The 25,975-nt window shown below is 68.4% G+C and carries 19 protein-coding genes and 1 pseudogene; 6 read left to right on the forward strand and 14 right to left on the reverse strand.

Annotated elements, in window-relative coordinates:
* Positions 1 to 3: 3 nt before the first annotated feature.
* Positions 4 to 831, reverse strand: a complete 828-nt coding sequence (locus tag ACH438_RS30840; RefSeq protein WP_397011561.1) for a type II CAAX prenyl endopeptidase Rce1 family protein — start codon at positions 829 to 831, stop codon at positions 4 to 6.
* A gap of 396 nt (positions 832 to 1,227) precedes the next feature.
* On the opposite strand from ACH438_RS30840, the gene ACH438_RS30845 reads away from it, so the two are divergent.
* Positions 1,228 to 1,782: a GtrA family protein gene (locus ACH438_RS30845; RefSeq protein WP_397011563.1), complete on the forward strand. Its 555-nt coding sequence runs from the start codon at positions 1,228 to 1,230 to the stop codon at positions 1,780 to 1,782.
* Between the two features lie 195 nt (positions 1,783 to 1,977).
* Here ACH438_RS30845 and ACH438_RS30850 read toward each other — a convergent pair.
* A pseudogene (locus tag ACH438_RS30850) lies at positions 1,978 to 2,574 on the reverse strand (phosphatase PAP2 family protein); the annotation flags it as partial.
* Positions 2,575 to 2,696: 122 nt separating this feature from the next.
* Entirely contained in the window at positions 2,697 to 4,586 is a 1,890-nt protein-coding gene (locus ACH438_RS30855) for a glycosyltransferase family 39 protein (RefSeq protein WP_397011565.1), read from the reverse strand.
* A gap of 257 nt (positions 4,587 to 4,843) precedes the next feature.
* Here ACH438_RS30855 and ACH438_RS30860 point away from each other — a divergent pair, with 257 nt between their 5' ends.
* Genes ACH438_RS30860 through ACH438_RS30870 form a run of 3 tightly spaced genes read left to right on the forward strand, consistent with a single transcriptional unit; the run spans position 4,844 to position 8,028 of the window.
* Complete coding sequence (locus tag ACH438_RS30860) at positions 4,844 to 5,779, forward strand: UTP--glucose-1-phosphate uridylyltransferase (protein ID WP_397011567.1); 936 nt, start codon at positions 4,844 to 4,846, stop codon at positions 5,777 to 5,779.
* Positions 5,780 to 5,800: 21 nt separating this feature from the next.
* Positions 5,801 to 6,508, forward strand: a complete 708-nt coding sequence (locus ACH438_RS30865; RefSeq protein ID WP_397011569.1) for a response regulator transcription factor — start codon at positions 5,801 to 5,803, stop codon at positions 6,506 to 6,508.
* On the forward strand, positions 6,505 to 8,028 hold the full coding sequence (locus tag ACH438_RS30870; RefSeq protein WP_397011572.1) for a sensor histidine kinase: 1,524 nt from the start codon (positions 6,505 to 6,507) through the stop codon (positions 8,026 to 8,028). Before ACH438_RS30865 ends, ACH438_RS30870 begins: the two co-directional genes overlap by 4 nt.
* A gap of 9 nt (positions 8,029 to 8,037) precedes the next feature.
* On the opposite strand, the gene ACH438_RS30875 is transcribed toward ACH438_RS30870, so the two are convergent.
* The gene (locus ACH438_RS30875; protein ID WP_397011574.1) at positions 8,038 to 11,241 is read right to left on the reverse strand and encodes an arabinosyltransferase domain-containing protein; all 3,204 of its coding nucleotides are present in this window, start codon (positions 11,239 to 11,241) and stop codon (positions 8,038 to 8,040) included.
* Positions 11,242 to 11,434: 193 nt separating this feature from the next.
* Between ACH438_RS30875 and ACH438_RS30880 the strand changes: the two genes are divergently transcribed.
* Positions 11,435 to 12,481, forward strand: coding sequence for an ABC transporter permease (locus ACH438_RS30880; protein ID WP_397011576.1), 1,047 nt, complete (start codon positions 11,435 to 11,437; stop codon positions 12,479 to 12,481).
* Here the strand turns inward: ACH438_RS30880 and ACH438_RS30885 are convergent.
* The 5 genes from ACH438_RS30885 to ACH438_RS30905 all read right to left on the reverse strand — a co-directional run bounded on the left by ACH438_RS30885 (position 12,468) and on the right by ACH438_RS30905 (position 19,175).
* Positions 12,468 to 13,115 (reverse strand): LuxR C-terminal-related transcriptional regulator, encoded by a 648-nt coding sequence (locus tag ACH438_RS30885; protein ID WP_397011578.1) that lies wholly within the window; start codon positions 13,113 to 13,115, stop codon positions 12,468 to 12,470. The genes ACH438_RS30880 and ACH438_RS30885 overlap by 14 nt on opposite strands.
* Positions 13,100 to 14,410, reverse strand: coding sequence for a sensor histidine kinase (locus tag ACH438_RS30890; protein WP_397011580.1), 1,311 nt, complete (start codon positions 14,408 to 14,410; stop codon positions 13,100 to 13,102). Before ACH438_RS30890 ends, ACH438_RS30885 begins: the two co-directional genes overlap by 16 nt.
* Complete coding sequence (locus tag ACH438_RS30895) at positions 14,407 to 16,914, reverse strand: ABC transporter permease (RefSeq protein WP_397011582.1); 2,508 nt, start codon at positions 16,912 to 16,914, stop codon at positions 14,407 to 14,409. Before ACH438_RS30895 ends, ACH438_RS30890 begins: the two co-directional genes overlap by 4 nt.
* Positions 16,914 to 17,696, reverse strand: coding sequence for an ABC transporter ATP-binding protein (locus ACH438_RS30900; protein ID WP_397011584.1), 783 nt, complete (start codon positions 17,694 to 17,696; stop codon positions 16,914 to 16,916). The genes ACH438_RS30895 and ACH438_RS30900 overlap by 1 nt, the downstream gene beginning before the upstream one ends.
* Positions 17,697 to 17,828: 132 nt before the next feature.
* A complete protein-coding gene (locus tag ACH438_RS30905; RefSeq protein WP_397011586.1) occupies positions 17,829 to 19,175 on the reverse strand; it encodes an FAD-binding oxidoreductase in 1,347 nt (448 codons plus the stop codon).
* Between the two features lie 94 nt (positions 19,176 to 19,269).
* Here ACH438_RS30905 and ACH438_RS30910 point away from each other — a divergent pair, with 94 nt between their 5' ends.
* Positions 19,270 to 20,475: an NADH:flavin oxidoreductase gene (locus ACH438_RS30910; protein ID WP_397011588.1), complete on the forward strand. Its 1,206-nt coding sequence runs from the start codon at positions 19,270 to 19,272 to the stop codon at positions 20,473 to 20,475.
* 4 nt (positions 20,476 to 20,479) lie between these two features.
* On the opposite strand, the gene ACH438_RS30915 is transcribed toward ACH438_RS30910, so the two are convergent.
* The 5 genes from ACH438_RS30915 to ACH438_RS30935 are packed head-to-tail and all read right to left on the reverse strand — an operon-like array spanning position 20,480 to position 25,973.
* Entirely contained in the window at positions 20,480 to 21,505 is a 1,026-nt protein-coding gene (locus ACH438_RS30915; protein WP_397011590.1) for an N-acetylglucosamine kinase, read from the reverse strand.
* Positions 21,506 to 21,507: 2 nt separating this feature from the next.
* The gene (locus ACH438_RS30920) at positions 21,508 to 22,794 is read right to left on the reverse strand and encodes a 6-phospho-beta-glucosidase (protein WP_397011592.1); all 1,287 of its coding nucleotides are present in this window, start codon (positions 22,792 to 22,794) and stop codon (positions 21,508 to 21,510) included.
* A complete protein-coding gene (locus tag ACH438_RS30925; RefSeq protein ID WP_397011594.1) occupies positions 22,794 to 23,690 on the reverse strand; it encodes a carbohydrate ABC transporter permease in 897 nt (298 codons plus the stop codon). The genes ACH438_RS30920 and ACH438_RS30925 overlap by 1 nt, the downstream gene beginning before the upstream one ends.
* A 2-nt stretch (positions 23,691 to 23,692) precedes the next feature.
* Complete coding sequence (locus tag ACH438_RS30930) at positions 23,693 to 24,652, reverse strand: carbohydrate ABC transporter permease (RefSeq protein WP_397011596.1); 960 nt, start codon at positions 24,650 to 24,652, stop codon at positions 23,693 to 23,695.
* On the reverse strand, positions 24,627 to 25,973 hold the full coding sequence (locus ACH438_RS30935) for an ABC transporter substrate-binding protein (protein WP_397011598.1): 1,347 nt from the start codon (positions 25,971 to 25,973) through the stop codon (positions 24,627 to 24,629). The genes ACH438_RS30930 and ACH438_RS30935 overlap by 26 nt, the downstream gene beginning before the upstream one ends.
* Positions 25,974 to 25,975: the final 2 nt, after the last annotated feature.

Raw genomic sequence — 25,975 nt, forward strand, 5'->3', positions numbered from 1 at the left:
TCCCTACTGCGCGCTCACCGATTTATCGGCGGATCGGAGTGGCGTCACGTGCGGATCGGAATCTCCGCGAGCGGACTCGCCACCCGGAATTTCGGAGACGCCGCGGGCCGCGAGATTCTGCCGCGCGAGTTCGAGCGGAAAGGCGAGTACCCGGAGATCGTGGAACAGCTTCACCGCAATTGTCAGCCACAGCGATCCGGTGAATTGATAGAGCAGTGCGAGCGCGGTGCCGCCGAATATCACCTGGGCCGCGACGGCCGGCCGGAAAGCGTGCCGCAATCCGTCGATGACGCCACCGGCGATCACGATGAGCACCCAGAACGGCAAATTCGGGAACAATAGATCCACGGCGTAGATCGTGAATCCGCGATACACGATTTCCTCGGCCGGTGTGCTGAACGAATTCGCCAACCACCAGAATCGCTCGGAGGGATTCGCCGGGGTGATGAACACGACGTACTCGATCTTGCGGGCGATGAAGTCGCGCCCGGCCCGTCCGGTCAGCGGCAGCAGCGCGGGAATCAGCAGATAGCCCACGTAGACCACGATGATGGCCAGGCCGATGACCTTCTCGGCCGGGGTCAGCGCCCGGAACACCGAGCCGTCGAAGCCGCCCAGGCCCAGCCGGTCCAGGGGCACGTTCCCGGCCAGGAACGCGATGAACACGACCGCCAGCGCCAGCCAGGTACGGAATACGCCGCCCTGATACAGGCGGATTCTGGCGTCGTCACGGCGACCGAAACGCTGCGTGAACTTCCGCACCGAACTTATCTCGAAGTACGGCTCCGCCAGGACCAGATATAAAAGAAACAACAAGCAGAACAACTTCATGGCTGAATCCGTCCACAGGTGATTCGAGGGAGTGGAGGTGATCCAGTTGACAACGTTGGAACGGTTCACCTTACGTTCATTTGTATGCCAGCTACGTTTCGTTGCGGTGCGGCGTGGGAATTCCGTATTCACGCATCCGCTGAAGATTTGCTGAGCATGCCGGAGACGGTACTACCGAATGGAATTACTGTCCAAACGTAGGCGTATGACATCGGTCACCAGCTATTATTTATTCAGCACATTAAAAACGAATTGCTCGCCCGATTTGTCTGGTTAGCTGTCGGCATTGTTGCTCGATATTTGCTAGACCCATTCGGATCATAGCGCGTTTTATTGCGAGACCGGAGTTGGCCTCGTGCTCACCTGCGCGCCATGTGCCGATGGCACGGTGATCACGTGCGGACAGAGACAGTCACCCGGACCGATCGCTCGCGGCCGGTGCGATGGTTCCACCAGGCCTGCGTGAGCGTCACCGAGCGACTGCCGTTCGGGCTGGCGCGCCTGGTGGCGCCGACCTTCGTGGGCTACCTGCTGGTGAGCGGCTGCACCTTCACCGTCGATCTGCTGATCCTCACCGGCGTGCACGGCGGCCTCGGCCTGCCGCTGCCGATCGCGGTCACCGCCGGCTACGTCACCGCATTCGCCCTGAGCTACCTGCTCAATCGCACACTCAACTTCGCCTCGCACGCACCCGTCGGACCACAGCTGGCGATCTACATCGTCGCGGTCGTGCTGAACTATCTGCTGTTCATCCTCGGCGTGACAAGCGGTTTGGCCGCGCTCGGCCTCGACTATCGCATCGCCCGGATCCTCGGCGGCCTAGGCGAGGCGCTGTTCCTCTATACGGCGATGCGCCGCTTCGTGTTCCGCCGGACCAGCGTCGGTGTCGATGCGCCGCCAGCTCCAGAGGAAGACCAGCGCAGCGAGAATGGACCCGGCCGTCGCGAATGACGTTGCGCCCAGATAGATCAGCCACGCATCCTGATGCGCGGCGGCCCGCACACCCTCCCGCGACAACGGCACCGCCCACAGCACACTGCCGAACCCGATGACGGTACAACCGACCGCCGCAACCACAACCGTGCAGACCACCGCCAGCACCCGCGGCGGCCCGGCGTACCGATGCAGTGCCCCGCGGCGATCCAGCCACCACGACGCGAGCGCCGCCAGCCCCAGCGCGATCGCATCGGCCGCGAGCGTGTCACTGAGCCGATGCCACTGCGCGGTCAAGGTGTAATGACCGATCCCCACCGCCCAGGTCATCACGATCAGCAACGCCACACCCCGCCACCGATACGGCACCACGATCAACGTCGCGAACAACACCGTCATGGCCACCGCGGTATGCCCGCTCGGAAAACTGTTGCCCAGGTCCGCCTTCGACACCGGCACCAGCTCCGGCCGCGGCAGCACCCGCTGCGACCCCTGCACGATCACCTGCCCGCCCACGATCACCCCCACCCCCGCCACCGCGAGATCCCACCGCCGCCGCACCAATGCCGCGCCCGCCACCAGCAACACCGCCGCGGCCAGCGAATACACCGTGATCCGATCCAGCGCATCGGTGGCCTGCACGATATTCCGCCGCCCCGCCTCCTTGGCCCCGCGCAACGCGGCGTTCTCCACCAACTGCCCATCCACCGTCTGCACCGCGACCAGATACACGACGAGCACGAGAACCGCACTCACCCCGGCGATCACCGGCCAGCGCCGAGCGGTCTGATACTTCCCCGGAAACCCCATCTGCGGATTCGCCTCCGAACGGTCGACGGCACAGTCGCAGGCGATGATATTCGCTATCGCCCGCGACTCCCGTTCAGCCCGGCCGGGGCCGAACCCGGTGTCGAGCAGCCGAGCGGACCGCGTCAGTACAACTCGTAGACCAGGGCGTTGCCGATCTTCTCGGGTTGGTGGTTCGCCTTGACCCAGGTTTGGATCTGATCGGCGGCGGTGGTGGTGCCCGAGGACCAGTGGAAGGCGCGTTGCTGGGTGCCGAGGACGAGGTATTTGACCTGGTGGTCGGCGACGTATTGCTGGAATTGGGTGAGGCTGGGGTAGTTGTCGCCGCCGCCGAAGCCGCCGATCGCCATCAGGGAAGTGCCGGTGCGCAATTCGATGGAGCTCACGTCGAAGGAGCCGATCATGGCTGCGGACCAGCGGGTTCCGGCGGAGGTGAGCATCTGCTGCAACTCGGGGCTGTCGATCTGGGCGAAGCCGCCGGGGCCCATGAAGGCGTTCTGCCGGGCGGGGCCCGAGGAGGGGATGCCGCCCGCGTGCGCCTGGGATGCCGTCTCGATGGCGTAGGCGCCGGTGCCGAGCAAACCGAAAACCAGTGCGGTGGCGGCGGTCAGCGCGGTCCAGCGGGTGCGGTTCGCGGCGGTCAGGAGCGCCAGTGCGGCGGCGATCGCGCCGATCAGCACGATCCAGCGCAGCGCGGGCAGCCAGTCCGGCGTGCGGTGCAGCAGCACGAAGGCCCATACGCCGGTCACCGCGACCGTGACCGCCAGGGTTGCCCGGGCCGCGAGATGGGCTCGGCGGCTCCACAATTGGGTGAGGCCGATGGCGGCCGTCGCCGCGACGCCGGGGGCCAGGGCGACGGTGTAGTAGGGGTGGATGGTGCCGCTCATGTAGCTGAAGACGAGGCCCGTGCCGACCATCCAGCCGCCCCACAGGATCAGCCCGGTGAGCACCGGATCGGTGCGGGAGGCGCGGCGATACAGCCACAGTCCCGCGATCAGCCCGATGAGGGCCGCGGGCAGCAGCCAGGACGCCTCGGTGCCGATGAGATCGCGGAACAGGCGGGTGATGCCGGGCTTACCGCCGAATGCGGCGTTCGCGAAGAAGTTTCGCGGCGCTTCCTCGCTTGGGCCGCCGCCGTGCCCGCCACCCGGACCGCCGTGCCCGCCGAGCAGTCGCGACATGCCGTTGTAGCCGACGGCCAGCTGCCACAGGCTGTTGGTGGTCGAGCCACCGATGTAGGGGCGGGAATCGGCCGGCCACAACTCCACCAGCAACAGGTACCAGCCGGCGCTGACGATGATCGCGGCGCACGCGGTGGCCAATTTGCTTATCCGCGCGGCGATTCCACCGGCCCCGGCGATCAGGAACGCCAGACCCAATCCCGGCAGCACGAGCACGGCCTGCATGAGCTTGGTGAGGAAGGCGAATCCGATCGCGGTGCCCGCCAGCGCCAGCCAGCCGGTGCCCGCCGAATACCAGCGCGGGTTCGGCGATTCGATCGCGCGCACCGTGAAATACGCGGCGCCGATGAGCAGCAGGGTGAGCAGCGCGTCCGGGTTGTCGTAGCGGAACATCATCGCCGCCACCGGCGTGAGCGCGAGCGCGAGCCCGGCCAGCAGCCCGGCTGCGGATCCGGCGCAGCGGCGCACGGTCGCGTACAGCAGGGCCACCGAGCCGACGCCCATCAGCGCCTGCGGCACCAGCAGCGACCATGAGTTGAATCCGAAGATCCGGCCCGAGAGCGCCATCACCCACAGCGAGGCGGGCGGTTTGTCCACGGTGATCGCATTGCCGGGATCGAGCGAGCCGAACAGCCAGGCCTTGTAGCTCTGGGTGCCCGCCTGCACGGCCGCCGCGTAGAACTCGTTGCCCCAGCCGGAGACCGACAGATTCCACAGGTAGAGCAGGCCGGTGCCGAGCAGCAGGAGCAGTAACGCCGGTCGCTCCCAGCGCCGGGGCGTCGCCTCGGCCGGTGTGTCCGGTGCCGCTTCCAGCACTGCGGGCGTCGAAGCCATGTCCTGCCTTCCCTGGGGTGTTTGTCGTCATGAACTCACGGGAGCATACGACCGGCATCTCCTGCCAACCTCGGTCGAACCTGCCAACTTGCTGTGAGCGGGCCAGTGGCTAGCTGGGCGGATCAAGATCAGCCCCCGGGCGAATCCAAGGTTGTTCCCAAGTTCGCCGCAGCTTCGATTCCTAGTCTCGGCCCCAATGATCGTGATGCGGACGACCGGCATGTGGAAGGTGTCCGCCGCAAACGAAGGAGCCCGGCATGATCGAAAGCACGGAGACCGGCGTGGCCGACAGCATCTCGAACACCCCGCGGCAGTTCCGCACCGCGGTCGTCCCCGCGGCCGGGCTGGGCACCCGCTTCCTGCCCGCGACCAAGACGGTGGCCAAGGAACTGCTCCCGGTGGTGGACACCCCGGGCATCGAACTGGTCGCCGAGGAGGCCGCCGCGGCCGGGGCCGATCGCATGGTCATCGTCGCCTCACCCGGAAAACAGGGTTTGGCAGCACATTTCACCGAGGACGCGGCCCTGGAGAGCGTGCTCGCCCAGCGCGGCAAGTTCGATCTGCTGGAGAAGGTGCGCCGCGCACCCAAACTCCTGGAGGTCGAGACCGCCGTCCAGCAGCAGCCGCTGGGCCTGGGACATGCCGTGCTGCAGGCGGAATCGCTACTGACGCCCGACGAGACCGCGGTGGCCGTGCTGCTGCCCGATGACCTGGTACTACCGCACGGCGCCCTCGAGGCCATGGCCCGGGTACGCCGCGAACGCGGCGGCAGCGTGCTGTGCGCGATCGACGTGCCCGCCGACGAGGTCAGCGCCTACGGCGTGTTCGATGTTGCGCCCGTGACGGATTCGGACGATCCGGATGTGCTGCGGGTCCACGGCATGGTGGAGAAGCCCGCCGTCGCCGATGCCCCCTCGACCTTCGCGGCCGCCGGCCGCTACCTGCTCGACCGCGCGATCTTCGATGCGCTGCGCCGCATCACCCCCGGCGCCGGCGGCGAACTGCAATTGACCGATGCCGTCGCGCTGCTGATCGCCGAAGGACACCCCGTGCACGTCGTTGTGCACCGGGGCACCCGCCACGATATCGGTACCCCGCTGGGATACCTGCGCGCGGCAGTCGATTTCGCGCTGGAGCGCGAGGAGTACGCCGCGCCGATGCGCTCCTGGCTGCGTGCACGCCTCGCCGAATAACCGCTGGGTACGGTATGAACCGTGAACGACGATAGCGGCACGACCGTGCTGGTGGTCGACGACGAGCCCGACATCCTGGATCTGCTCAGCTCCGCCCTGCGGTTGAGCGGGTTCGATGTGCTCTCGGCCGACAGCGGCGCCGCGGCGCTGGCCGCGGCGGCGAAACGCACCCCCGACATCGTCGTCCTGGACGTGATGCTGCCCGATATGGACGGCTACACCGTCGCCCGGCGGCTGCGCGAAGCCGGCAATGACGTCCCGGTGCTGTTCCTGACCGCGCGCGATGCGGTGCAGGACCGCATCGCCGGACTGCAGGCCGGCGGCGACGACTACGTGACCAAGCCGTTCAGCCTCGAAGAGGTGATCCTGCGCATGCGCGCCATCCTGCGCCGCGCCGGCGCCGACGCGGAGGAGCGGACCGGGCGATTGCGCTGCGCGGATCTGGAATTGGATGTCGACGCCCATGCCGCGCAACGCGGCGGCGAGCAGATCTGGTTGTCGGCCACCGAGTTCAACCTGCTGCACTACCTGATGCTCAACGAGGGCAAGGTGCTCAGCAAACGGCAGATCCTGGATCGGGTCTGGTCCGAGGCCGACGGTCGCAGCGACCGCATCGTGGAGACCTTCATCAGCCAGCTGCGCGCGAAGATCGACACCCAGGGCCCGTCGCTGATCCGGACCGTGCGCGGCGTGGGCTACTCGCTGCGCGCCCCCGGACAGTCTTCGTGAGGCGTCCGGCCTTCGCCGTCCGCGTCCGGGCCTTGCGCCGCTGGACCTTGCGGGCTCGGCTGCTGGCGGCGGTGCTGACCATCACCGCGGTCGGGCTGCTGGCCTTCGGCCTGCTCACCGCCTCGCTGCTGAGCCGTTCGCAGCTGTCCCGCATCGACGGCCAGCTGAACGCGGTCGCCAGTGACCTGACCACCGGGAATCGGCCGCCCCCGCCGCCGGTCACGGAAAGCAACGATCCCCGCCTGCCGTCCACCTTCCGGGTGTTGTTCTTCGACAATTCCGGCGCGCCGCTGGGCCAGATCGGTATCGGCGCTTCACGATTGGCGCTGCCCCCGATGGACGCGGGCGCCGTGCGGGCGCGCGGGACCAAGATCCTGACCGTGCCGGACGAGAGCGGCGCGCATTGGCGGGTGCGCAGTGTCGTGCGGCATCCGAACCGGGCCGACCCGCAGGGCGGCACCGCGGCGGTGGTCATGTCGCTCGACACCTACTACGCCACCACCCACGGGCTGCGCGCCATCGAGCTCATCGCCGGCATCGGGCTGCTGGTGGTGATCGGCGGTATCGCGGCCTGGCTGGTGCGGGTCGGGTTGCGGCCGTTGACCCGCATCGAGCAGACCGCGCAGGCGATCACGGCGGGTGATCTGGATCGCCGTGTGGCGGATACGGATTCGCGCACCGAGGTCGGCCGCCTCGGCGGCGCCTTCAATCTCATGCTGGCCCAATTGTCTTCGACGTTGCGCCGGCTCGAGGAGTCCGAATCCCGATTGCGGATCTTCGTGGCGGACGCCTCGCACGAACTGCGCACCCCGCTGACCTCGATTCGCGGCTACGCCGAGCTCTACCGCCACGGCGGCGCGGCCACCGACGCCGATGTCGCCCGCATGATGGGCCGCATCGAGGAGCAGGCCACCCGGATGGGCGTGCTGGTCGACGATCTGCTGCTGCTGGCCGGGCTCGACGAGCAGCGGCCCCTGGATCTGGGTGAGGTGGATCCGGCCGCACTGGCCGCGGAGGTGGTGCAGGACGCGCGGGTCCGCTATCCGGAACGCCGTGTCGGCCTGCATGTTCCGGCGGAGCCGCAGCGCATCCTCGCCGATGAGGGCAAACTGCGGCAGGCCCTGTCGAATCTGGTGACCAATGCGCTGACCCACACGCCCGCGACCGCGGCGGTGGAGGTGCGGGTCGGGCGGGTGCGCGGTGTACCTGCCGATGCGGTCGCCGAATCCGGCACCGAACTGCCCGCGGCCGAGTCGTTCGTGATCCTGGAGGTGGCCGACACCGGCCCCGGGATTCCGCTGGAGAAGGCGTCGCACGTCTTCGACCGCTTCTATCGCGTCGACGAATCACGTTCGCGCTCGCGCGGTTCCGGCCTGGGCCTGGCGATCGTGTCCGCGATCCTGACCGCGCACGGCGCGCGCATCCAGCTGGTCACCGGGCCCGGGCGCGGCGCGATCTTCCGCATGGTGTTCCCCGCGGGCGAGGCCGGCGATGTGCGTTCGGCGCACACCGCCGGCTGAGTTCGCGGGTCAGCGGATCCCGAAGTTGAGCGGTCCCGGCGTCCACAGCCCGGAACGCTTCTCGGTGGAGACGTCGAGCTGGGCCGCGGTGGCGGTCGGGTCGAGCGGTACGAGACGCTCGATCTCACCCCAGTTGCGCTTCCAGTCGTCCTTCAGATACGAGGGCATGACCTCCGAGCGCGTCACCAGATCGGTGTAGCCGAGCGGCCCGCCGGAGGCGTGGCTCTCCCAGTTGCTGGTCATGACCGAGCCCGAAAGGTCCGGCAGGATGCGGTATTTCGGCACGTCGGCGACGCCGTAGCGGTGCTGCATCGGCTGCTGGCACGGGAACTGCAGGCCGACCAGCCAATCCAGCAGCACCGGCGTGGTGTGCCCGACCAGCGCGTCGAGGGTCTGCAACTGCGGTACGCGCGGCGGGGTCAGCGCGATCCACTGCAGCGGATCGGAGCTGTCCACGGTGGCCACGATGCGGACCACATCGGCCTGGGGCGGTAACTGCTGCAAGGGCACCCGCAGGTTGCGCCACGAGGGCTGCAGCTCGCTCACGTCATCGGGGGTGACACGGCCCAGGGCCTGCGCGTCGGCGCCGCCCGCGACACCGTATTCGATCTGCACGCTCTGACCCGGCACCGGCAGATTGTCGATATCGGTCGAGGCGATGCGCCCGGCGGCGGCAATGGAGATGATGCTGTGCTGCGCGTCCCGCGCGGGCAGCTTGTACCAGCCGGAGACGAGGGTCTTCTTTGCTCCCTGGCTGCCGTAGCTGCCGAGCACCGGCGTGGTGGCCGGGTTCAGGCCGAACGGCAGCGGAATGGTGCTGCCGTTGATGCCGTGCGGCACAGTCGTATCCCCCGTGCCGCCGGTGCTGGTGGAGCCGGCCTTGGTGGTGGTGCCGGCGCTGCCCAGCGACTGGCCGACCGAGGCGGAGGCGGTGTCGGAGGCGTCGGGGGTGAGGTCGTTGTAGTTGATGCCGTCCGGGGTGAAGCCGGTACTGGCGGCGCCCAGCGCGGTCGCCGGATCACCCGACAACGGTTGCAGCAGCCCGGCGTTCGGGTCGGGTTCGACGAGGACGTCGTTCGCCAAGCCGCAGGTATTGCCGGTGAGCGCCCGGAAGTTGCCCTTGGCCAGCGAATACGCCGGGTACTGCTCGACGCCGGCCTTCACGAACGACAGCACCTCGAACAGCACCACGAACGCGGCGGCGATGGTCAGCACCGGAATCGTGCGGCGCGGCGCGGTTTCCTTGCCGCGGAACGGTTCCCGGATGTGCAGCCATCCGGCCACACCGACCATCAGCACCGCCAGGGCCAGCAGCACCGTGCCCGCCCCGATGCCGTGCACCGAAATCGGCTTGTCCCACCAGGACACTCGATAGCTGGCCACGTACCACCAGCCGTTGGAACTGGAGAACGACACCGCCAGCACGGCCAGGGCCGCGGCCGCGAACAGGGCGCGATTCCGCGCCGAGCGCAACACCGCCGGTCCCGCGGCCACAGCCGCCACCACGGTCACCGCACCGGCGAGCCCGGCGAACACGCCGAGGTGGTGGGTGAACTTGGTCGGCGAGAGCGCCATCAGCGGAATCGCGGCGATGGTGGTGCCGAGGATGCGGCGCGTGGGTCCGCCCGCCAGGCCCGGGATCCGCCCGTTGCGGCGCAGCAATGCCAGCACCGAGACCGCCAGAGCCAGGAACATGACCAGCATGGCGAAGCGCCGGGCCATGGAACCGTCGGGCGTGGGCTGGAACAGGTCCTGGTAGACCAGTGATTCGTCGTACCAGGGCATATCCGGGCCGACCACCTTGTGCGCCTGCTGCATGGCGTGGATCTCGGCGAACGGCTGTCCGGCGAACACGACCGCCAGGATCGCCAGGCCGGCCGCCGCCGCGGGCGCGATCAGGGCGAGGTAGCCCACCCTGCATGCGCGTTCGACGATGATCTGCACCAGCGGTCGCGCGCCGGCCAGCAGGGCCGCGAAGCAGATGAGCCCCTCGGGGTTCGCGACCACCGCGAGCGCCGCAGGTACCAGCGCGAGCGCCGCGGGGGCCAGCCGGCGCGTGGCCAGTGCCCGTTCCATCGAGACCCAGGTGAGCAGAACACCCAGCGCCACAGCCGGTTCCGGTCGCAGGCCGTTGTTGTAGGGCAGCCAGAACGACAGGAACACCAGTCCGCCCGCCCAGATGGCGGCCTGCTGCCGGCGTGCGGCCATGCCCAGTCGCGGCACCACTTCGCGGCTGATGAGCAGCCAGCACAGGATGCCGAAGATCAGTTCGGGCAGGCGCACCACGATGCTCGCGGTCGAGAGCCGGGAGAACAGTTCGAAGGTGCTGTCGTAGGGGATGCCGATGGGCGTCTCGGGCACCCCGAAGTAGGCGAAGTAGTTCGCGAGATAGCCCGCGTGCCCGGCGGTGCGGGCCATGCCGAAGATATAGCCGTCATCGGCGGTGCCGGCGCCGATGAAATACCAGAGCACGAGCACGCCGACGACCACGCCGTCCACCCAGCGCGGGCGCCACCAGCGCCGCGGCAGCACCCGGCGATTGCGGCGCCCGTCCAGGCAGTCGAGCCGGTGCAGGGCGAACAGGGCCACGGCGGCGGCGAGGAGGGTGCCGATGATGGCGATCAGCTTGAGTGCACTCGGCCCGGTGGTGAAGCGGGAGTCGATCGTCACATCGGCGGTCATGCCGGTGGGCGCGGCGCCCTTCAGATCGGTGAACAGGCCCACGACCTGCGGGCGGAAGTCGCCGTCCAGGGCGATCGGGGCGGATCCGGCGGCGTCCACGGTGGTGCGGGTGCCGTCGGAGGCGATGGCCAGCCCGCAGCCGGCGGGCAGGCTCGATACCGGGGTGTCGAGCAGCGTCTGGTCGCGCAGCACGACCCGTAGTCGCGGACCGCTGTCCGCCGCTGCCACAACCACATTCAGGCCGTAGTGCCAGGCCTGACTGGAATTGGGCGGCACGGTCGAGAGCAGGTTGCCGCCCTTGTCGCCGAGTCCGGTGATCGTGGAGCACGGGATATCGATGTCCATGCTCACCGGCGAATAGGACACCAGCGGCGAGGTCACGCTGGTGGCCTGCCCGTGCTGCGGCCAGCTGTAGGAGGCCTGCTGCTGCTGGACCGGGAGGAAGGGGACCGCCACGGCGAGCAGTGCGCCGAGGATTCCCGCCAGGATCGCGATGAGCCGCCAGAGCCGGGCGGACTCGGGCTGTCGCACGCTCGAATCCGCCGGTTGATCGTCGGATGGCTTTCGACGGCTGAGCAGCAAGGTCACGGTTGCGCATCGTAGCAATCGAACCTGAGTGGGTCTGCCAGGCTCGAATCCCGGGCTCGAATACCCGAATTCCGTTCTTCGGTATGCTCGCTGGGGTCGTGATTCCGGAGCACGCGGGGCGGCACTCAGGAGGCGCATGCGCGGCAGGCATGAACAGCGGCATTCGATATCGGAATGGTTCGCGCGTTTCCGGTCCGGCCCCTATCTCCCGGCCACCGTTCTGGTTTTCATCATCGCGGCCGCGGCGGCGCTTTTCGCGGGCTCCTATACCTACACCATGGCCAAACCGACACCGCGTGATCTGCCGATCGGAGTGGTCGATCCACTGACCGATCCGCCGGTGCGGACATTTCTCGCGGATATGGATCATGCGCTGAACGACGCGCTGACCATGCGGCACTACGCCACCGCGGCCCAGGCGCGCGACGCACTCGAAGCGCAGGAGATCTTCACGATCGTCGACAAGGATTCGGCCGGTATCGAGGTGTCGACCGCGAGCGCGTCCGGGGCCTCCGTCGCGGAATTGCTCGCCCAGACCGCCCAGGAGATTCCCGCGACCACGGCGGGCCCGGTGCGGGTACAGGATTTGATTCCCCTGCAATCGGGCGACCCTCGCGGGCTCGGGCTGTTCTACATCACGCTGGCCGCCGGAGTCGTCGGCATGATGGGCGGGGTGCAGCTCACGGTGCACGCGGCCGCGCTGAAACCGTTGGAGCGCATAGCCTTCACCGCCGCCTACGCGATAGTGGGCGGGCTGGCGGTGATCGCGGTGGTGGACTGGGGGCTGCACGTGATCCGGCTGCGGTTCCCGGAGTCGCTGATCATCCTGTCGCTCACCATGTTCTGCGCGGGCATGGTGTTCACCATGTTCAACACGTTGTTCGGGCGGTGGGCGATGATTCCCACGTGGTTGCTCATCGTGGTGCTGGGTAATCCGTCCTCCGGTGGCGCGGTGTCGTGGCCGCTGCTGCCCACCGTGCTCGGGGTGCTCGGGCGCTGGCTGCCGCCGGGTGCGTCGATGAACGCCCAGCACACCGCCGTGTACTTCCGCGGTCACCAGCATCGAGAACCGTTCCTGGTGCTGGCCGGGTGGATCGTGCTGTCCTGCACGGTGTTTCTGTGGGTGCAGCACCGCAGGTCCGTCGCCGCCGCTGCCGCCGAGGCCGCGGTCAGTCCGAGTTGAGGTAGGCCAGGACCGCGCGCACGCGGCGGTTGGTATCGGTATCGGCGGTCAGGTCGAGTTTGGTGAAGATGCTGCTGATGTGTTTGGCCACCGCGCCTTCGGTGACCACCAGCCGTCCGGCGATGGCATTGTTGGACCAGCCCTCGGCCACCAGCTCCAGCACTTCGCGTTCGCGCGCACTGAGCGAATCGATGGGACTGCGGCGCGAATTGCTCTGCAGCAGTTGGGCGATCACGCCCGGATCCATGGCGGTGCCGCCCGCCGCGACCCGTCGTACTGCGTCGATGAACTGCTCGGACTCGAACACGCTCTCCTTGAGCAGATAGCCCACCCCGCCGCGCCCGTCGGCGAGCAGCTCTCGCGCGTAGAGCTGTTCGACGTGCTGGGACAGCATGAGCACCGGCAGTCCGGGCAGCTCCCGGCGGGCCGCGAGGGCCGCGGTGAGTCCCTCCGCGGTGAAGGTCGGCGGCAGCCGCACATCGAGGATGGCGATGTCCGGGCGCTGTTCCAGCAGGATGCCGGTCAGCCCGTCGCCGGTGTCCGTGGCGGCGGCGACCTCGAAGTCGTAGGCCTCCAGCAGCGTGATCAGCCCCTGCCGCAACAGGAACAGATCCTCGGCTAGGACAACACGCATGGCACCTCCAGATCGATGGCGGTGGGGCCGCCGGATGGGCTGGTCACGGTGAGGGTTCCGTCGAAGGTGGCCAGGCGGCGCCGGATACCCCCGAGCCCGCTGCCGCCGGCGGTGTCCGCACCACCGCGCCCGTCATCGGTGACACGCACGCGCAGCACTCCCTCGCGGTGGCGGACATCGAGCTCGAGGTGTTCGGCGGCAGCATGTTTGAGCACATTGGCCAGCAGCTCCGAGACGGCGAAATACACCGCGGCCGCGATGGCAGGTGAGGGTTCGCCGGGCAGGTCCACTCGCACTTGGGTGCTGAGCGGGCTGGCCAGCGCGAGCGCGCGCAGCGCATCGGCCAATCCGCGCTCCGCGAGTACAGGGGGATGTATGCCGCGCACCAGATCTCGCAGTTCGGCCAGGGCGGCCGCGGAGGCCGCGCGGGTGTCGGCGATGAGCCGCCGGGTGGCTTCCGGGTTCTTGTCGAGCTGTCGTTCCGCGGCCCCGAGCGCGAGTCCCATGGCGACGAGGCGGGCCTGGGCGCCATCGTGCAGATCCCGTTCGATGCGGCGCAATTCGGCGGCCTGGCTCTCGAGGGCATCGCGGCGGGTGTCGGTGAGATGCCGCACGCGCGCGGCCATCTCGGCGGCCTCGGTGGGCCGCAGCAGCACAGCGGTGAAGCGGGCGTGCAGCCGCAACACCAGCGGCGCGAACCACAGCCACACCGCCAGCAGGACGAGCGCGAAGCAGGCAGCGGCGAACGCTGTAGCTGGGCTGTGCACGAGAATCGGTCCGTACCAGCGGGAATGACCGCGTGCGGTGAGATGCCGCCAGAATCCGGCGGCGAGCACCAGACCCTCGCCCACGTAATAGAGCAGCGCCGCCGGCAGCAGGCAGAGCAGCCCGACGACCGCATTGAGCAGCAGCCACAAGAGATCTCGCCAGGTCGCCGGATCGGTGAGCAGCCAGCGGCAGCGCGCGATCAGCCCGGCGAAGCCGTCCCCGAAGGGCTCGGGCGCGGGCCGATAGGGCTCGTCGATACGCACCCCGTACTGTCCGGCGATCGAGCGCGCGGCCGCGCACAGCCAGCGCACCGCCGCCATGGTGACCGGCAGCAGCACCAGGCCGATGCCGACGACCATGAGCGCGAGGGTGTATCCGCCGATTACGAACAGCAGCAGGCCCAGTTCCGACGCGCCGGCGATCACCACCCCGAACAGGGTGGCGATCCCCGCGCTCGCGGCCCGCGCGCGCAGCGCACCCCACCGGGTACCCCGGCGCGGCGCGGGGTCGGGTCGCCCGGAAGTCATTCCGGGGCGCCCACCGTCTCGATCGGCGGCCGACGCATACCCTGTGCGGCCGGGAGCAGGGTGGCGGCGAGGGTGAGCACCACCGCACCGGCGACAATCGCCAGGTAGATGCCGAAAGTGCCGGAGGGGATCAACGATCCGCTCTTGACCCAGCTGTAGGGAACCGCGGTGGCCGCGGCGGCGAGCGTGCCCAGCGCGATGGCGATCAAGCAGACCAGGGCGGATTCCACCCCGAGCATGCGCAGCACCTGCCCGGGCCGGAAGCCGGTCAGTCGTTGCAGCGCGAATTCCCTGCGGCGCGTGCGGGTTGCCGACACCAGGGAGTTGACGACAGTGATCGCAGCGTATCCGACGATCATGGCGACAATTGTATAGTTCGCTGAAACAAGGATTTGCTGGACGCGGGAGTTATTGCTGATCAGGCCCTCCCGATCCGATACGGCCGCACCCGGGATGGTGGCGGCGAAACCGTCGAGGACGTGCCGGAGCTGATCCGGTCCGCGCGCATCGGCCGCACGCACCAGGATCTGCGTCGCCAGCCCCGCGGTGGTGTGCCGCGCGAGCAGGTCGGCGGGCAGGAACAGGGCATCGTCATTGGGGATATCGGCGTGCACGGCAACGATATTCGCGCGGATCGCCGTCCCGTCGCCCAGATGAATCGGCAAGGTGTCGCCGATACCGACGCCGAAGCTGGTCGCCTGCTTGACCGAGATCGCGACGGCGGCCCCGCGCAGATCCGCGAGTGAACCCGCGACCTGAGGGAAGAACACCGTCTGCGCCGCACCCGCCGCGGAGACGCCCCGGAAGGTGAAGTCCGACCCGTGCCCGTCCACGAACCCGGAGGTGGTCACCAGCTCCGAGGCCGCTCGCACGCCGGGCAGCGCCTGCACCCGCGACACGACATCGGGCGTGAAGCCGCCGGTCCCGGAATCGAGGACGAAATCGGCCAGCATGCTCTTGGCGTACGTGCCGGTCTTGACGGCATTCTCGGTCGACTGCATGTAGAGGGTGCCCGCCGCGATGCCGACCAGCAGCACGATGGGCGCGACGGCACCGGCCATGCGGATATTGCGGACCTTGGCATTACGTACGGCGAGGAAACCGGGCGACGCGGTGAGCGCACGCACCGGCCACTGCAGGATCCGGGCCAGCGCGGCGACGATCCCGGGGGCGAGCAGTGCGAAGCCGACGCCGACCAGTACCGAGGCGGGCCCGGCGGTGCTGGCCAAGGCCGGTCCGTCGGTCATGACGGTCACCGTGACCACCGACATGCTGATCCCCGCGGCCAGGAACAGCAGAGCCAGCAACAGCCGGGGCCGGGTCAGCCAATGCCGTTCCACGACCGCTTCACTCAGCGCCGCCGTCGGTTTCGTGCGCACCGCACGCCGCGCCGCCACCAGGGTCGCGCCCAGCGCCGCGACCGCCGCGATGACCGCACCCGTGACAGCGGGAATCACGCCTTGATGGAAGGCGATCGTGGCGGACACCACGCCACTACCGGTGAGCTGATCGAGCAGGACCCGGCCGAGCATGTAGGCGGGTGCCACGGCGAGGGCGGTGGCCACCACCGACAGCACCAGCGTCTCGATGAGGATCATCCGGCGCACCTGGCCCGGAGTGGCCCCGATGGCCCGCAGCTGCGCGATCTCCAATTGCCTTTGCTGCAAGGACAATCCGAGCATCGACGTGACGCCGAACAAGGCGATGAGCACCGCCCAGCTGCCGAAGATCGAAGCCAGGATCGTGAGCGTCTTCCCACCTCCGGCCGCCGCCGGGAACTCGGCGCGGCCGCGCTCGTCACCGGTGAACACCGCACCGTCGGCGCCGACCACCTGCCGCACGGCCGCGGCGACTGTCGCGGTATCCGCGCCGGGCGCCGGACGCACGCCGATGGCATCGAGCTGCCCGCCATCGTCCGTCAGCCGCGCGGTCTCCGCATCGGAGAAGAACAACGCGGACGACGGCACGGAATTTGTTGCGGCGATACCGGTTACGTGTACGCGCAGGGACTGCCCGCGCGCCACGGCACCGATGTGGTCGCCCACTCGCACCTGAGCCGCGGCGGCCAGGCGCGCGTCGAGCACGACGTCAGCCGGGTCAACCGGCGGTGTCCCTGCGGCGAGGGTGTACGGGGTCAGCGCCGCGGCCGACCAATTACGGCCGTAGGCCTGGGCGTCGCCGACGACCTTCCCGCCCACCAGGACAGCGGCGGGCACCGAGAGATCCGGGACCGCCTCGGCGACACCGGGAATCGCGCGCACCCGGTCGACCAGGGCGGCGTCGAGGCGCCGGCGCTCGGTCAGCGATTCGCCGTCGTAGCTCTGGTTCCCGGTGACCACGATGGGCACGCCGGACAGCCGCTGCGGGGGAATCGACAGGCGGACTCCGGTTTCCAGCAGCCCGCCGCACGCCATGACGATCGCCGAACCGAAGAACAGGGCCAGGAAGGTGGCGGCGATACCGGTCTTGCGGTAGCGCAGCAGGCGCAGCGACAAGCGCAACATCAGCGCACCCCCGCCGGAGTCGCGGCGGCCACGCGCGAGTCGAGGCGGGTCATCCGGGTGGCGATGGTGTGGGCGTCCGGGTGGCGGATCTCATCGGCGAGCTGCCCGTCGGCGAGGAAGATCACCCGGTCGGCATAGGAGGCGGCGATCGGGTCGTGGGTCACCATGACGATGGTCTGCCCCAGCGTCGTCACCGATTCCCGCAGCAGGGTGAGCACTTCCGCCGCGGTGCGGGTATCCAGCGCCCCGGTCGGCTCATCGGCGAACACCACCTCGGGCCGCGTCACCAGCGCTCGCGCGATGGCCACCCGCTGCTGCTGCCCGCCCGACAGCTCCCCGGGCAGATGCCCCGCCCGCGCCGTCAGCCCGACCCGGTCGATCACGCGCGCGACCAGATCCCGATCGACCCGTGCCCCTGCCAGCCGCAGTGGCAGTTCGATGTTCTGGCGCGCGGTCAGCGCGGGCAGCAGATTGAACTGCTGGAAGATGAATCCGATGCGGGCCCTGCGCATTTCGGTCAGCTGGGTCTCGTCGAGTTCGCCCAGTTCCTGGTCGCCGATCCACACCGCGCCGGTGTCCGGGCGATCCAGTCCGGCCGCGCAGTGCATCATGGTGCTCTTGCCCGACCCGGAGGGTCCCATGACGGCGGTGAAGGTCCCGGTGGCGAAGCCCAGGCTCACCCCGCGCAGCGCGGCGACCGTATTCTCGCCGGTGCCATAGGTTTTCGTGACGGCGTCGAGGCGGACCGCGTACCGGTTGGTGCCGTCGGCTCTGGCTGGCATCGTGCGCTCCTCATCAGTGGATGGTCCCCGCGGGCGCGGGAAATGCTGATGAGTACGACGCTATGGAGTTGCCCGGGCGCCGGATATGGCGCTGCGTGGCGAATCCCGGGTGTAGTTTTCTCTACCTCGTGTTCAGGCGTCGAGGATCTTGTCCGGGTTGAGCAGGCCGTTCGGGTCCAGGGTGTGTTTGATGGCGGTCATCAGGTCCACGGCCGATCCGTGTTCGGCGCGCAGGTACTTCTTCTTGGTCAGCCCGATGCCGTGCTCACCGGTCGCGGTGCCGCCGACGCCGAGGGCGTGGCGCACCACGCGATCGGAGAACTGCGCCGCCGCTTCGGTTTCGGACTCGGCGTAGGGGACGATGGTGTGCACATTGCCGTCGCCGATATGGCCCGCGATGGTGACGTGCAGACCGTATTCCTCGCCGAGGCGGGCGGTGGTGTCGACCGTGGTGGCGATCTGGGAGAAGGGGACCGCGGTATCGGTGATCAGGAACCGGCGGCCCGGATTACAGGATTTGACCGCGAAGTAGAGGTTGTGGCGGTCCTCCCAGAGCGCGTGCCGTTCGCCGAAGCTGCGGGCCGTCGCGATGTCGACGGCGCCGTGGGTCAGGGCGATGCGCTGGATCTCCTGCTCGTCGGCGGTCACGGCCGCGGCCGAGGAGGATTCGGTATCGATGAACAGCGCCGGCGATTCGGGGTAGGAGGTGCCGCGGAAGGCATTGATGGCGGCCATGCTCGGCGCGTCGACGAGTTCGAGCCGGCTCACCGGCAATGACATGCCCAGGATCTCGACCGCCGCGTCCACGGTCTCGGCCACCGTCGGGAACGAGATGCGCAGGGAGTGAATCAATTCCGGGATCGGATGCAGACGCACCGTGAGCTCGGTGATGATGCCGAGGGTGCCCGCGGAACCGATCAGCAGGTCCTTGAGGTCGTAGCCGCTGGAGGACTTGCGCACGGCGCGACCCAGCCGGGCCTCGGTGCCGTCGGCGAAGACCGCCTGCAGCGCAAGCACATTGGCGCGCATGCCGCCGTAGCGCACGGTGGTGGTGCCGCTGGCATTGGTGGCCGCCATACCGCCCAGGGAGGCGTCCGCGCCGGGGTCGACGGTGAACTGCAGGCCGAATTCGGCGGCGGCCGTATTCAACTGGGTGCGGGTGACGCCGGGCTGCACGGTGGCGGTGAAGTCGGTGGGGGAGATGTCGAGGATCGAATTCGCCTGCGACAGATCCAGGACCACCTCGTCGCCGCGGGCCAGTAGATGGCCTTCGAGGCTGGTGCCCGCGCCGCGGGCGATGAGCGGCGTCTTGGTGTCGCGGGCCCAGCGCAGCACGGCGAGCACCTGGTCGTGATCGGCGGGATACACCACGCCGCGCGGTCTGCCGCCGGGCCGGCCGGTCTCGTCGACGGTGAACTGGTCGAGTACCGCGGGCCGCGTGTCGATCTCGAGCGGCAGCCCGTCGAAAGCGATGGTCACCGTCGCCATGATAGTTCGGGGAGTCGATTCGCATTTTGTGACGATGTTTCAATCATTGATTGAATTCTGGCCCGGCGGGTGGTTTGCTGTGCCCATGACGGAGGTATTCACGCCGGCGCGACTGGGTCCGATCACGCTGCGGAACAGGGTGATCAAGGCGGCGACATTCGAGGGACGCACACCGGATGCGCTGGTCACCGATGAACTCATCGCCTTCCACCGCGAGGTCGCGGCCGGCGGCGTGGGCATGACGACGGTCGCCTACTGCGCGGTCGCCCCCGGCGGGCGCACCGACCGGCACCAGATCTGGCTGCGCCCCGAAGCCGTGCCCGGCCTGCGCCGGCTCACCGAGGCCGTGCACGCCGAAGGCGCGGCGGCCTGCGCCCAGATCGGGCATGCGGGACCGGTCGCGAACGCGGCCTCCAATCGCCTGCCCGCCCTCGCGCCCAGCCCCCTGTTCAGCCCGCTCGGCATGCAGAAAATGCAGGTGCCCGACGAGGCGCAGATCCGCGAACTCATTGCGGCGCACGCGAATGCGGCGCGCCTGGCCGAACAGTCCGGCTTCGACGCGGTGGAGATCCACTTCGGGCACAACTATCTGACGAGCTCCTTCCTGAGCCCACTGCTCAACCGCCGCAAGGACCGCTACGGCGGCGCCCTGGAGAACCGCGCCCGCCTCGCCCGCGAAATCGCCGCCGCGGTAGCCGAAGCCGTGGGCGGGCGGCTGGCCGTCACGGCCAAACTGAACATGGAAGACGGCGTCCGGGGCGGGCTGACCGTGCCGGAATCCCTGCAGGTGGCGGCCTGGCTGCAGGACGACGGCCACCTGGACGCACTCGAACTCACCGCGGGCAGCTCCCTGCTGAACCCCATGCTGCTGTTCCACGGCAGCGCCCCGCGCCGTTCCTTCGCCAAGACGCTGCCGACCCCGGCGCGCTTGGGTTTTCGCGCCATGGGCCGGATCTTCCTGAAGGAGTACCCGTATCAGGAGGCCTACCTGCTCGAACGAGCCCGGCAGTTCCGCCGCGAGCTCACCATGCCGCTGATCCTGCTGGGCGGCATCACGAATCTGGACACCATGCAGCGGGCCATGGCCGAAGGCTTCGACTTCGTCGCCATGGGCCGCGCCCTGCTGCGGGAGCCGAATCTGCTGCGGCGCATACAGGCCGACGCGGGCTTCCGATCGGCCTGTATCCACTGCAACGAATGCATGCCCACCATCTACAGCGGTACGCGCTGCGTCTACCGTCTCGAAGTGCCTCAGGCCGAGGCCCTGTCCCGCACGTATCGGACGACCTAGCGGGTTACCAGGCCGCCTCGGGTTCGGTGGTGGCCGTCGGATAGTGTGCGCGCAGGCGGCGTTCCGCGGCGCGGCCCGCGGCCAGGTGATCGAGGCCGAGCAGGGCCGCGCCGAGAACCGGTGGGGCGACGACGATTCGGGGCTCGGCATGCGGGGCCGCCGCGGCGAGACGGGTCAGCAGGTTGTCGATGAGCAGCGGGTGGCGGGCCGCGATCACCCCGCCGCCCAGCACGATCGGGACCGGCTCGGCCAGCAGATCCAGGCGGCCCAGGGCCACCACGGCCAGGCGGGTGATCTCGTCGGCCTGGCGGTCGATCAGCTGCAGGGCGGTGGGATCGCCCGCCTCGGCGGTGGCGAACAGGACCGCGACCAGTTCGTGCAGCCGCTGTTCGGGCAACCGGCCCAAATGGATGGCCTCGGCCACCGCATTCGCGCCCGACATACCGAAATGCGCGGCAATAGCGGCCGAGAGCGCGGTCGGCTCGCCGCGACCGTCCTCGGCGCGGGCCGCGTGCCACATGGCCTCCGAGGACATGCTGCCGCCGCCACCCCAGTCACCGGTGAGCTTGCCCAGGGCCGGGAAGCGGGCGGTCCGCCCGTCGGGAAGCAAACCGACGCAGTTGATTCCGGCGCCGCACACCACGGCGATGCCGCGCGGGCCGTCGGTGCCCGCCCGCAGCAGGCCGAAGGTGTCGTTGGTGACGGCGACGCTCGCACCCCAGCCGCGGGCCGCGATGGCCGCGCGGTAACGCTGTTCCTCCACGGGCAGATCGACATTGGCCATGCAGGCGCTGACCCGGTTGGTCAGCACCGCGCCGGGGGTGAGCCCGGCCTGCGTGGCCGCGGCCGCCACCGTGGGCGCGAGCTTCTCGATCGCCTGCTCGGAGCCGTCGCGATAGGGCCGGAAGCCTTCACCGCGCGCGCTGCCGAGCACCGTCCCGTCGAGCGCGACCACCGCCACATCCGTTTTGCTGTTGCCGGCGTCGATGGCGAGTACACCCGAGAGTTGTTCGCGTGCGGTCAGGCTCACGCTCACGCCCAGCTCAGGTGTTCGTGATTGTGCGCGAGCAGCAGATCGGTCAGCTCGTCGGCGAGTTCGACCTGACTCACCAGCGGATGCGCCAGCAACGCGTCGAAGACCCGGTCGCGACCGCCGTGCAGGGCCGCGTCGAGGGCGAGCTGTTCGTAGGTCGTGACATGCGCGATCAAGCCGCGGTAGAGCGGTTCGACCGGCCGCTGGGGGAGCGGGTGCAGGCCGGCGGCGTCGACGCAGGCGGGTACCTCGATCACGGCGTCCTCGGGCAGGAACGGCAGGATGCCGTCATTGCGGGTGTTCACCACCTGGACGCTGCCGCCCGCGGTGCCGAGCAGCGCCGCGAGCAACTGCACGGCAGCTTCGGAATAGTAAGCGCCACCGCGTTTTTCGAGCAGTTCCGGCTTGGTGTCCAGGGTCGGGTCGGCGTACATGGTCAGCAGCCGCCGCTCGATGGCCGCCACCTCTTCGGCGCGGGTGCCCTTGGCGAGCAGCTCCTCCACCATCACATCGTGCTGATAGAAGTAGCGCAGGTAGTACGAGGGCACCACGCCGAGATGGCGGATCAGCGACAGTGGCATGCCCAGATCGCCGGCGATCGCGTCGCCGAAATCGGTGAGTAGTTCGGGCAGTACCTCGCGCCCGGTCTCCGCGCCCGGATGATCGAGCAGCGTGACGCCGCGTTCCCAGGTCAGGTGATTGAGCCCGACGTGGTCGAGGCGGATCCGCTCCGGATCCACGCCCAGATGCCCGGCGAACTTGCGCTGGAACCCGATTGCCACATTGCACAACCCGACGGCCTTGTGCCCGCCCGCCAGCAGCGCACGGGTCACGATGCCCACCGGATTGGTGAAGTCCACGATCCAGGCGTCGGGGTTGGCGCGGCGGACCTGCTCGGCGATGTCCAGCACCACCGGCACGGTCCGCAGCGCCTTGGCCAGTCCGCCCGCCCCGGTGGTTTCCTGTCCGATGCATCCGCATTCGAGCGGCCAGGATTCGTCCTGGGCGCGTGCGGCCTGCCCGCCCACACGCAGTTGCAGCAGGACCGCGTCGACGTCCTGGGCCCCGTCGGCAATGGTGGCGGCGGTCGAAACCCGGGCGTTGTGGCCCTGTTTGGCGAATATCCGCCGGGTGAGGCCCTCGACCAGTTCGAGTCGTTCGCTGTCCGGATCGACCAGCACCAGCTCGCCGATCGGCAAGGTGTCGCGCAGGCGGGCGAACCCGTCGATCAGTTCGGGCGTATAGGTGGAGCCACCGCCGACGATGGCCAGTTTCAGTGCGGGCATCAGCCTTTGACCCCTGTCAATGTCACGCCTTCCACGAAGGCCCTCTGTGCGAAGAAGAACAGGACGAGCACCGGAGCCAGCACCAGCACGGTGGCGGCCATGGTGAGATTCCAATTGGTGTGGTGTGCGCCCTTGAAGGACTCCAGCCCGTAGCTGAGCGTCCAGGCCGCCGGATTCTCGCTGGCATAGATCTGCGGGCCGAAATAGTCGTTCCAGCAATAGAAGAACTGGAACAAGGCCGCCGCGGCCAGGGCCGGGCGCGCCATGGGCAGCACGATTCGCAGCATGGTGCGGAAGTGCCCGCAGCCGTCGATGCGGGCGGCTTCGAGATAGTCGTCGGGAATGGTGAGCAGGAACTGGCGCAGCAGGAAGATGGTGAAGGCGTCGCCGAAGGCCATGGGACTGATCAACGGCCACAGCGACCCCGACAGATGCAACTGCTTGGCCCAGAACAGATACATGGGGATCACGGTCACCTGTGGCGGCAGCATCATCATCGAGATAACCGCCATGAGCGCGAGATGGCGGCCCCGGAAGCGGAACTTGGCCAGTGCGTAGGCGACCGGGAAACTGGACACCATGCTGAGCGCGGTACCGGCGAAGGCGTACACCAGCGTATTGCGCCACCAGGTCAGGAATCCCGGGGTGCGCCAGACCTCGGCGTAGTTGCCCCATTTCCAGTGCGCGGGCCACAGATTCGTGGTCAGCGCCTGCTGATCGGTCATGACCGAGGTCAGGAAGACGAACACGAACGGCAGCACGAACACCAGCGCCGCCGCGATGGCCAGCGCGTGCACCGCTACGAAATCCAGCACGGCCGCGCGCCGGAACCTGCGCGGTCGCGCCGCCGGTTCGGAAGCCGTCACCAGCACCGGCGCAGTCGAAGTCAGGGTCATGATCAGTCCTCCCGCATGAAGCCGGACCGGCGTCGCAACAGCAGCGAGGTGAAGGCCATGGCCATGGCGAACAGGATCACCGCGACCACACACGCCGAGCCGGTATCGAAGCGCTGGAAGCCCAGGTTGTAGATCAGCTGCGGCAGCGTCCAGGTGGAACCGTGCGGATATCCGGGTTCGAATGCCTCACCGGCGCCGCCGATCTTGCCGCTGGCGACCTTCCCGGCCACGATGGCCTGCGTGTAGTACTGCATGGTCTGGATCACCCCGGTCACGATGGCGAACAGGATGATCGGCGTGATGTTCGGAAAGGTGATGTAGCGGAAGCGATTCCATGCTCCGGCCCCGTCCAGCTGCGCCGCCTCGTACTGATCGCGCGGCACATCCAGCAGCGCCGCCATGAAGATCACCATGAGATCGCCGATGCCCCACAGCCCGAGCATGGTCAGCGCCGGCTTGGACCAGGTCGGATCGGTGAACCAGCCCGGCTGCGGCAGCCCGATCTCGCCGAGCAGATGATTCACCGGACCGGTGCCGGGATTGAGCAGGAACGCGAAGGCCATGGTGGCGGCGACCGGCGGTGCGAGATACGGCAGATAGAACGCGGCCCGGAAGAACCCGGTCCCGATCTTGATCTTCGTCACCAGCATGCCGATGCCCAGCCCGAACACCACCCGCAGCGACACCATGACCAGCACCAGCCAGACCGTGTTCCCCAGGCCCTGCCAGAACGGCGGGTACTCGGTGAGCACGTACTTCCAGTTCTTGAGTCCGGTGAAGGTGGGCGTGGTGAAGCCGTCGTATTTCATGAAGGAGAAATAGACGGTCGACACCAGCGGATAGACGAAGAAGACACTGAACCCGATCAGCCACGGCGACAGGAACATCACATTCCGGGCGGCGCCTCGCAGCCGTTTGCGGCGCAGCATCGCGGGCTCACTTCGCCTGCGCGACAGCGTCATCGATCTCCTTGGCGGTCGCCTTCAGGCCCGCCTGCAGATCGGTCTTGCGCCCGGACTCGAAGTCGTAGCCGAAGTTCTGCAGCGACAGAATGTAGGCGCCGCCATTGATGCTGGAGGGCGTGGTCGAGGAGTTCGGGTTCTTGGCGATATCGATGAACGTCTTGAAGTTCGGATCCGCCACCAGCTTCGGCGAATTCAGTGCCGCATTGGTGGAGGGCACATTGTGAATGGCATTGGCGAAACTCACCACCGCATCGGTGTCGGTGGTCAGGAACTTCACGAATTCCCAGGCGGCCGTTTGTTTGCGGCTGGACTTGGCGATACCGATGATGGTGCCGGTCTGATAACCACGGCCGTAGGTGGCCGCCTGATCGTCCGGCACCGGGAACGGCGCGGTCGCCCAATCCAGGTTCGCGCCGTCCTGGGCGATGGAGGCGGTGCGCCATTCACCATCGAGGGACATGGCCACCTGGCCGGTCTCGAACGGATTCTTGGCGCTGAACTCGTCACCGAAGGTAGTGCGGAACTTCTCCAGCTTGTCGTAGCCGCCGAGCTTGCCCACCAGGTCCTTCTGCCAGGTGTACATGGCCGCCACCGTCGGATCGGAGGCAATGGTCGACTTGCCGTCGGCATCGAAATACGTTGCGCCGTACTGGCCCAGGTAATGGCTCGGCAGCGTCTCGTAGCCGTGGAAGTTCGGCATGAACCCGAGCTGCTTGTACCCGTCGCCGGCCGGAACGGTCAGTTTGACCGCATCGGCCTCGAATTCACTGAAGGTCTTCGGCGGCGCACTGATTCCCGCGGCGGCGAAAGCGGCCTTGTTGTAGTAGAGCCCGTAGGTGTCGCCCAGCAGCGGCAGCGAGCACTGATTGCCCTGGAACTGGCTGTATTTCAGCATTGCCGTCGGGAACGTCTTCGCCGGATCGATGCCGGACTTCTGCAGCAGCGGATTGAGATCGGTCCACACATTCGACGAGCAGAACTTGCCGACCTGATCGGTACTGAAGGAGGACACCACATCCGGTGCGTCCGGCCCGCCCGCGCGCAGCGCCTGCTGGCTCTTGTCATCGGTGATATTGCCGACCACGTTCACATGGATATTGGGGTGCGCCTTCTCGAACGCGGCCACATTGTCATTGATGCCCTTCACCTCGTTGTCCTGCGACCAGCCGTGCCAGAAGGTGATGGTCACGTCCTTCCCGGCATCCGAGCCGTCGTCACCACCGCCGGCGCTCTGCCCGGTACAGGCGGTGGCGATGAGGGCGACGGTGGCACTGGCGATGAGGGCGGCGCTGGTACGGCGGCGGATCATGGCGCGCATGG

This window comes from Nocardia sp. NPDC020380 (assembly GCF_044386975.1).
Taxonomy (GTDB): Bacteria; Actinomycetota; Actinomycetes; order Mycobacteriales; family Mycobacteriaceae; genus Nocardia.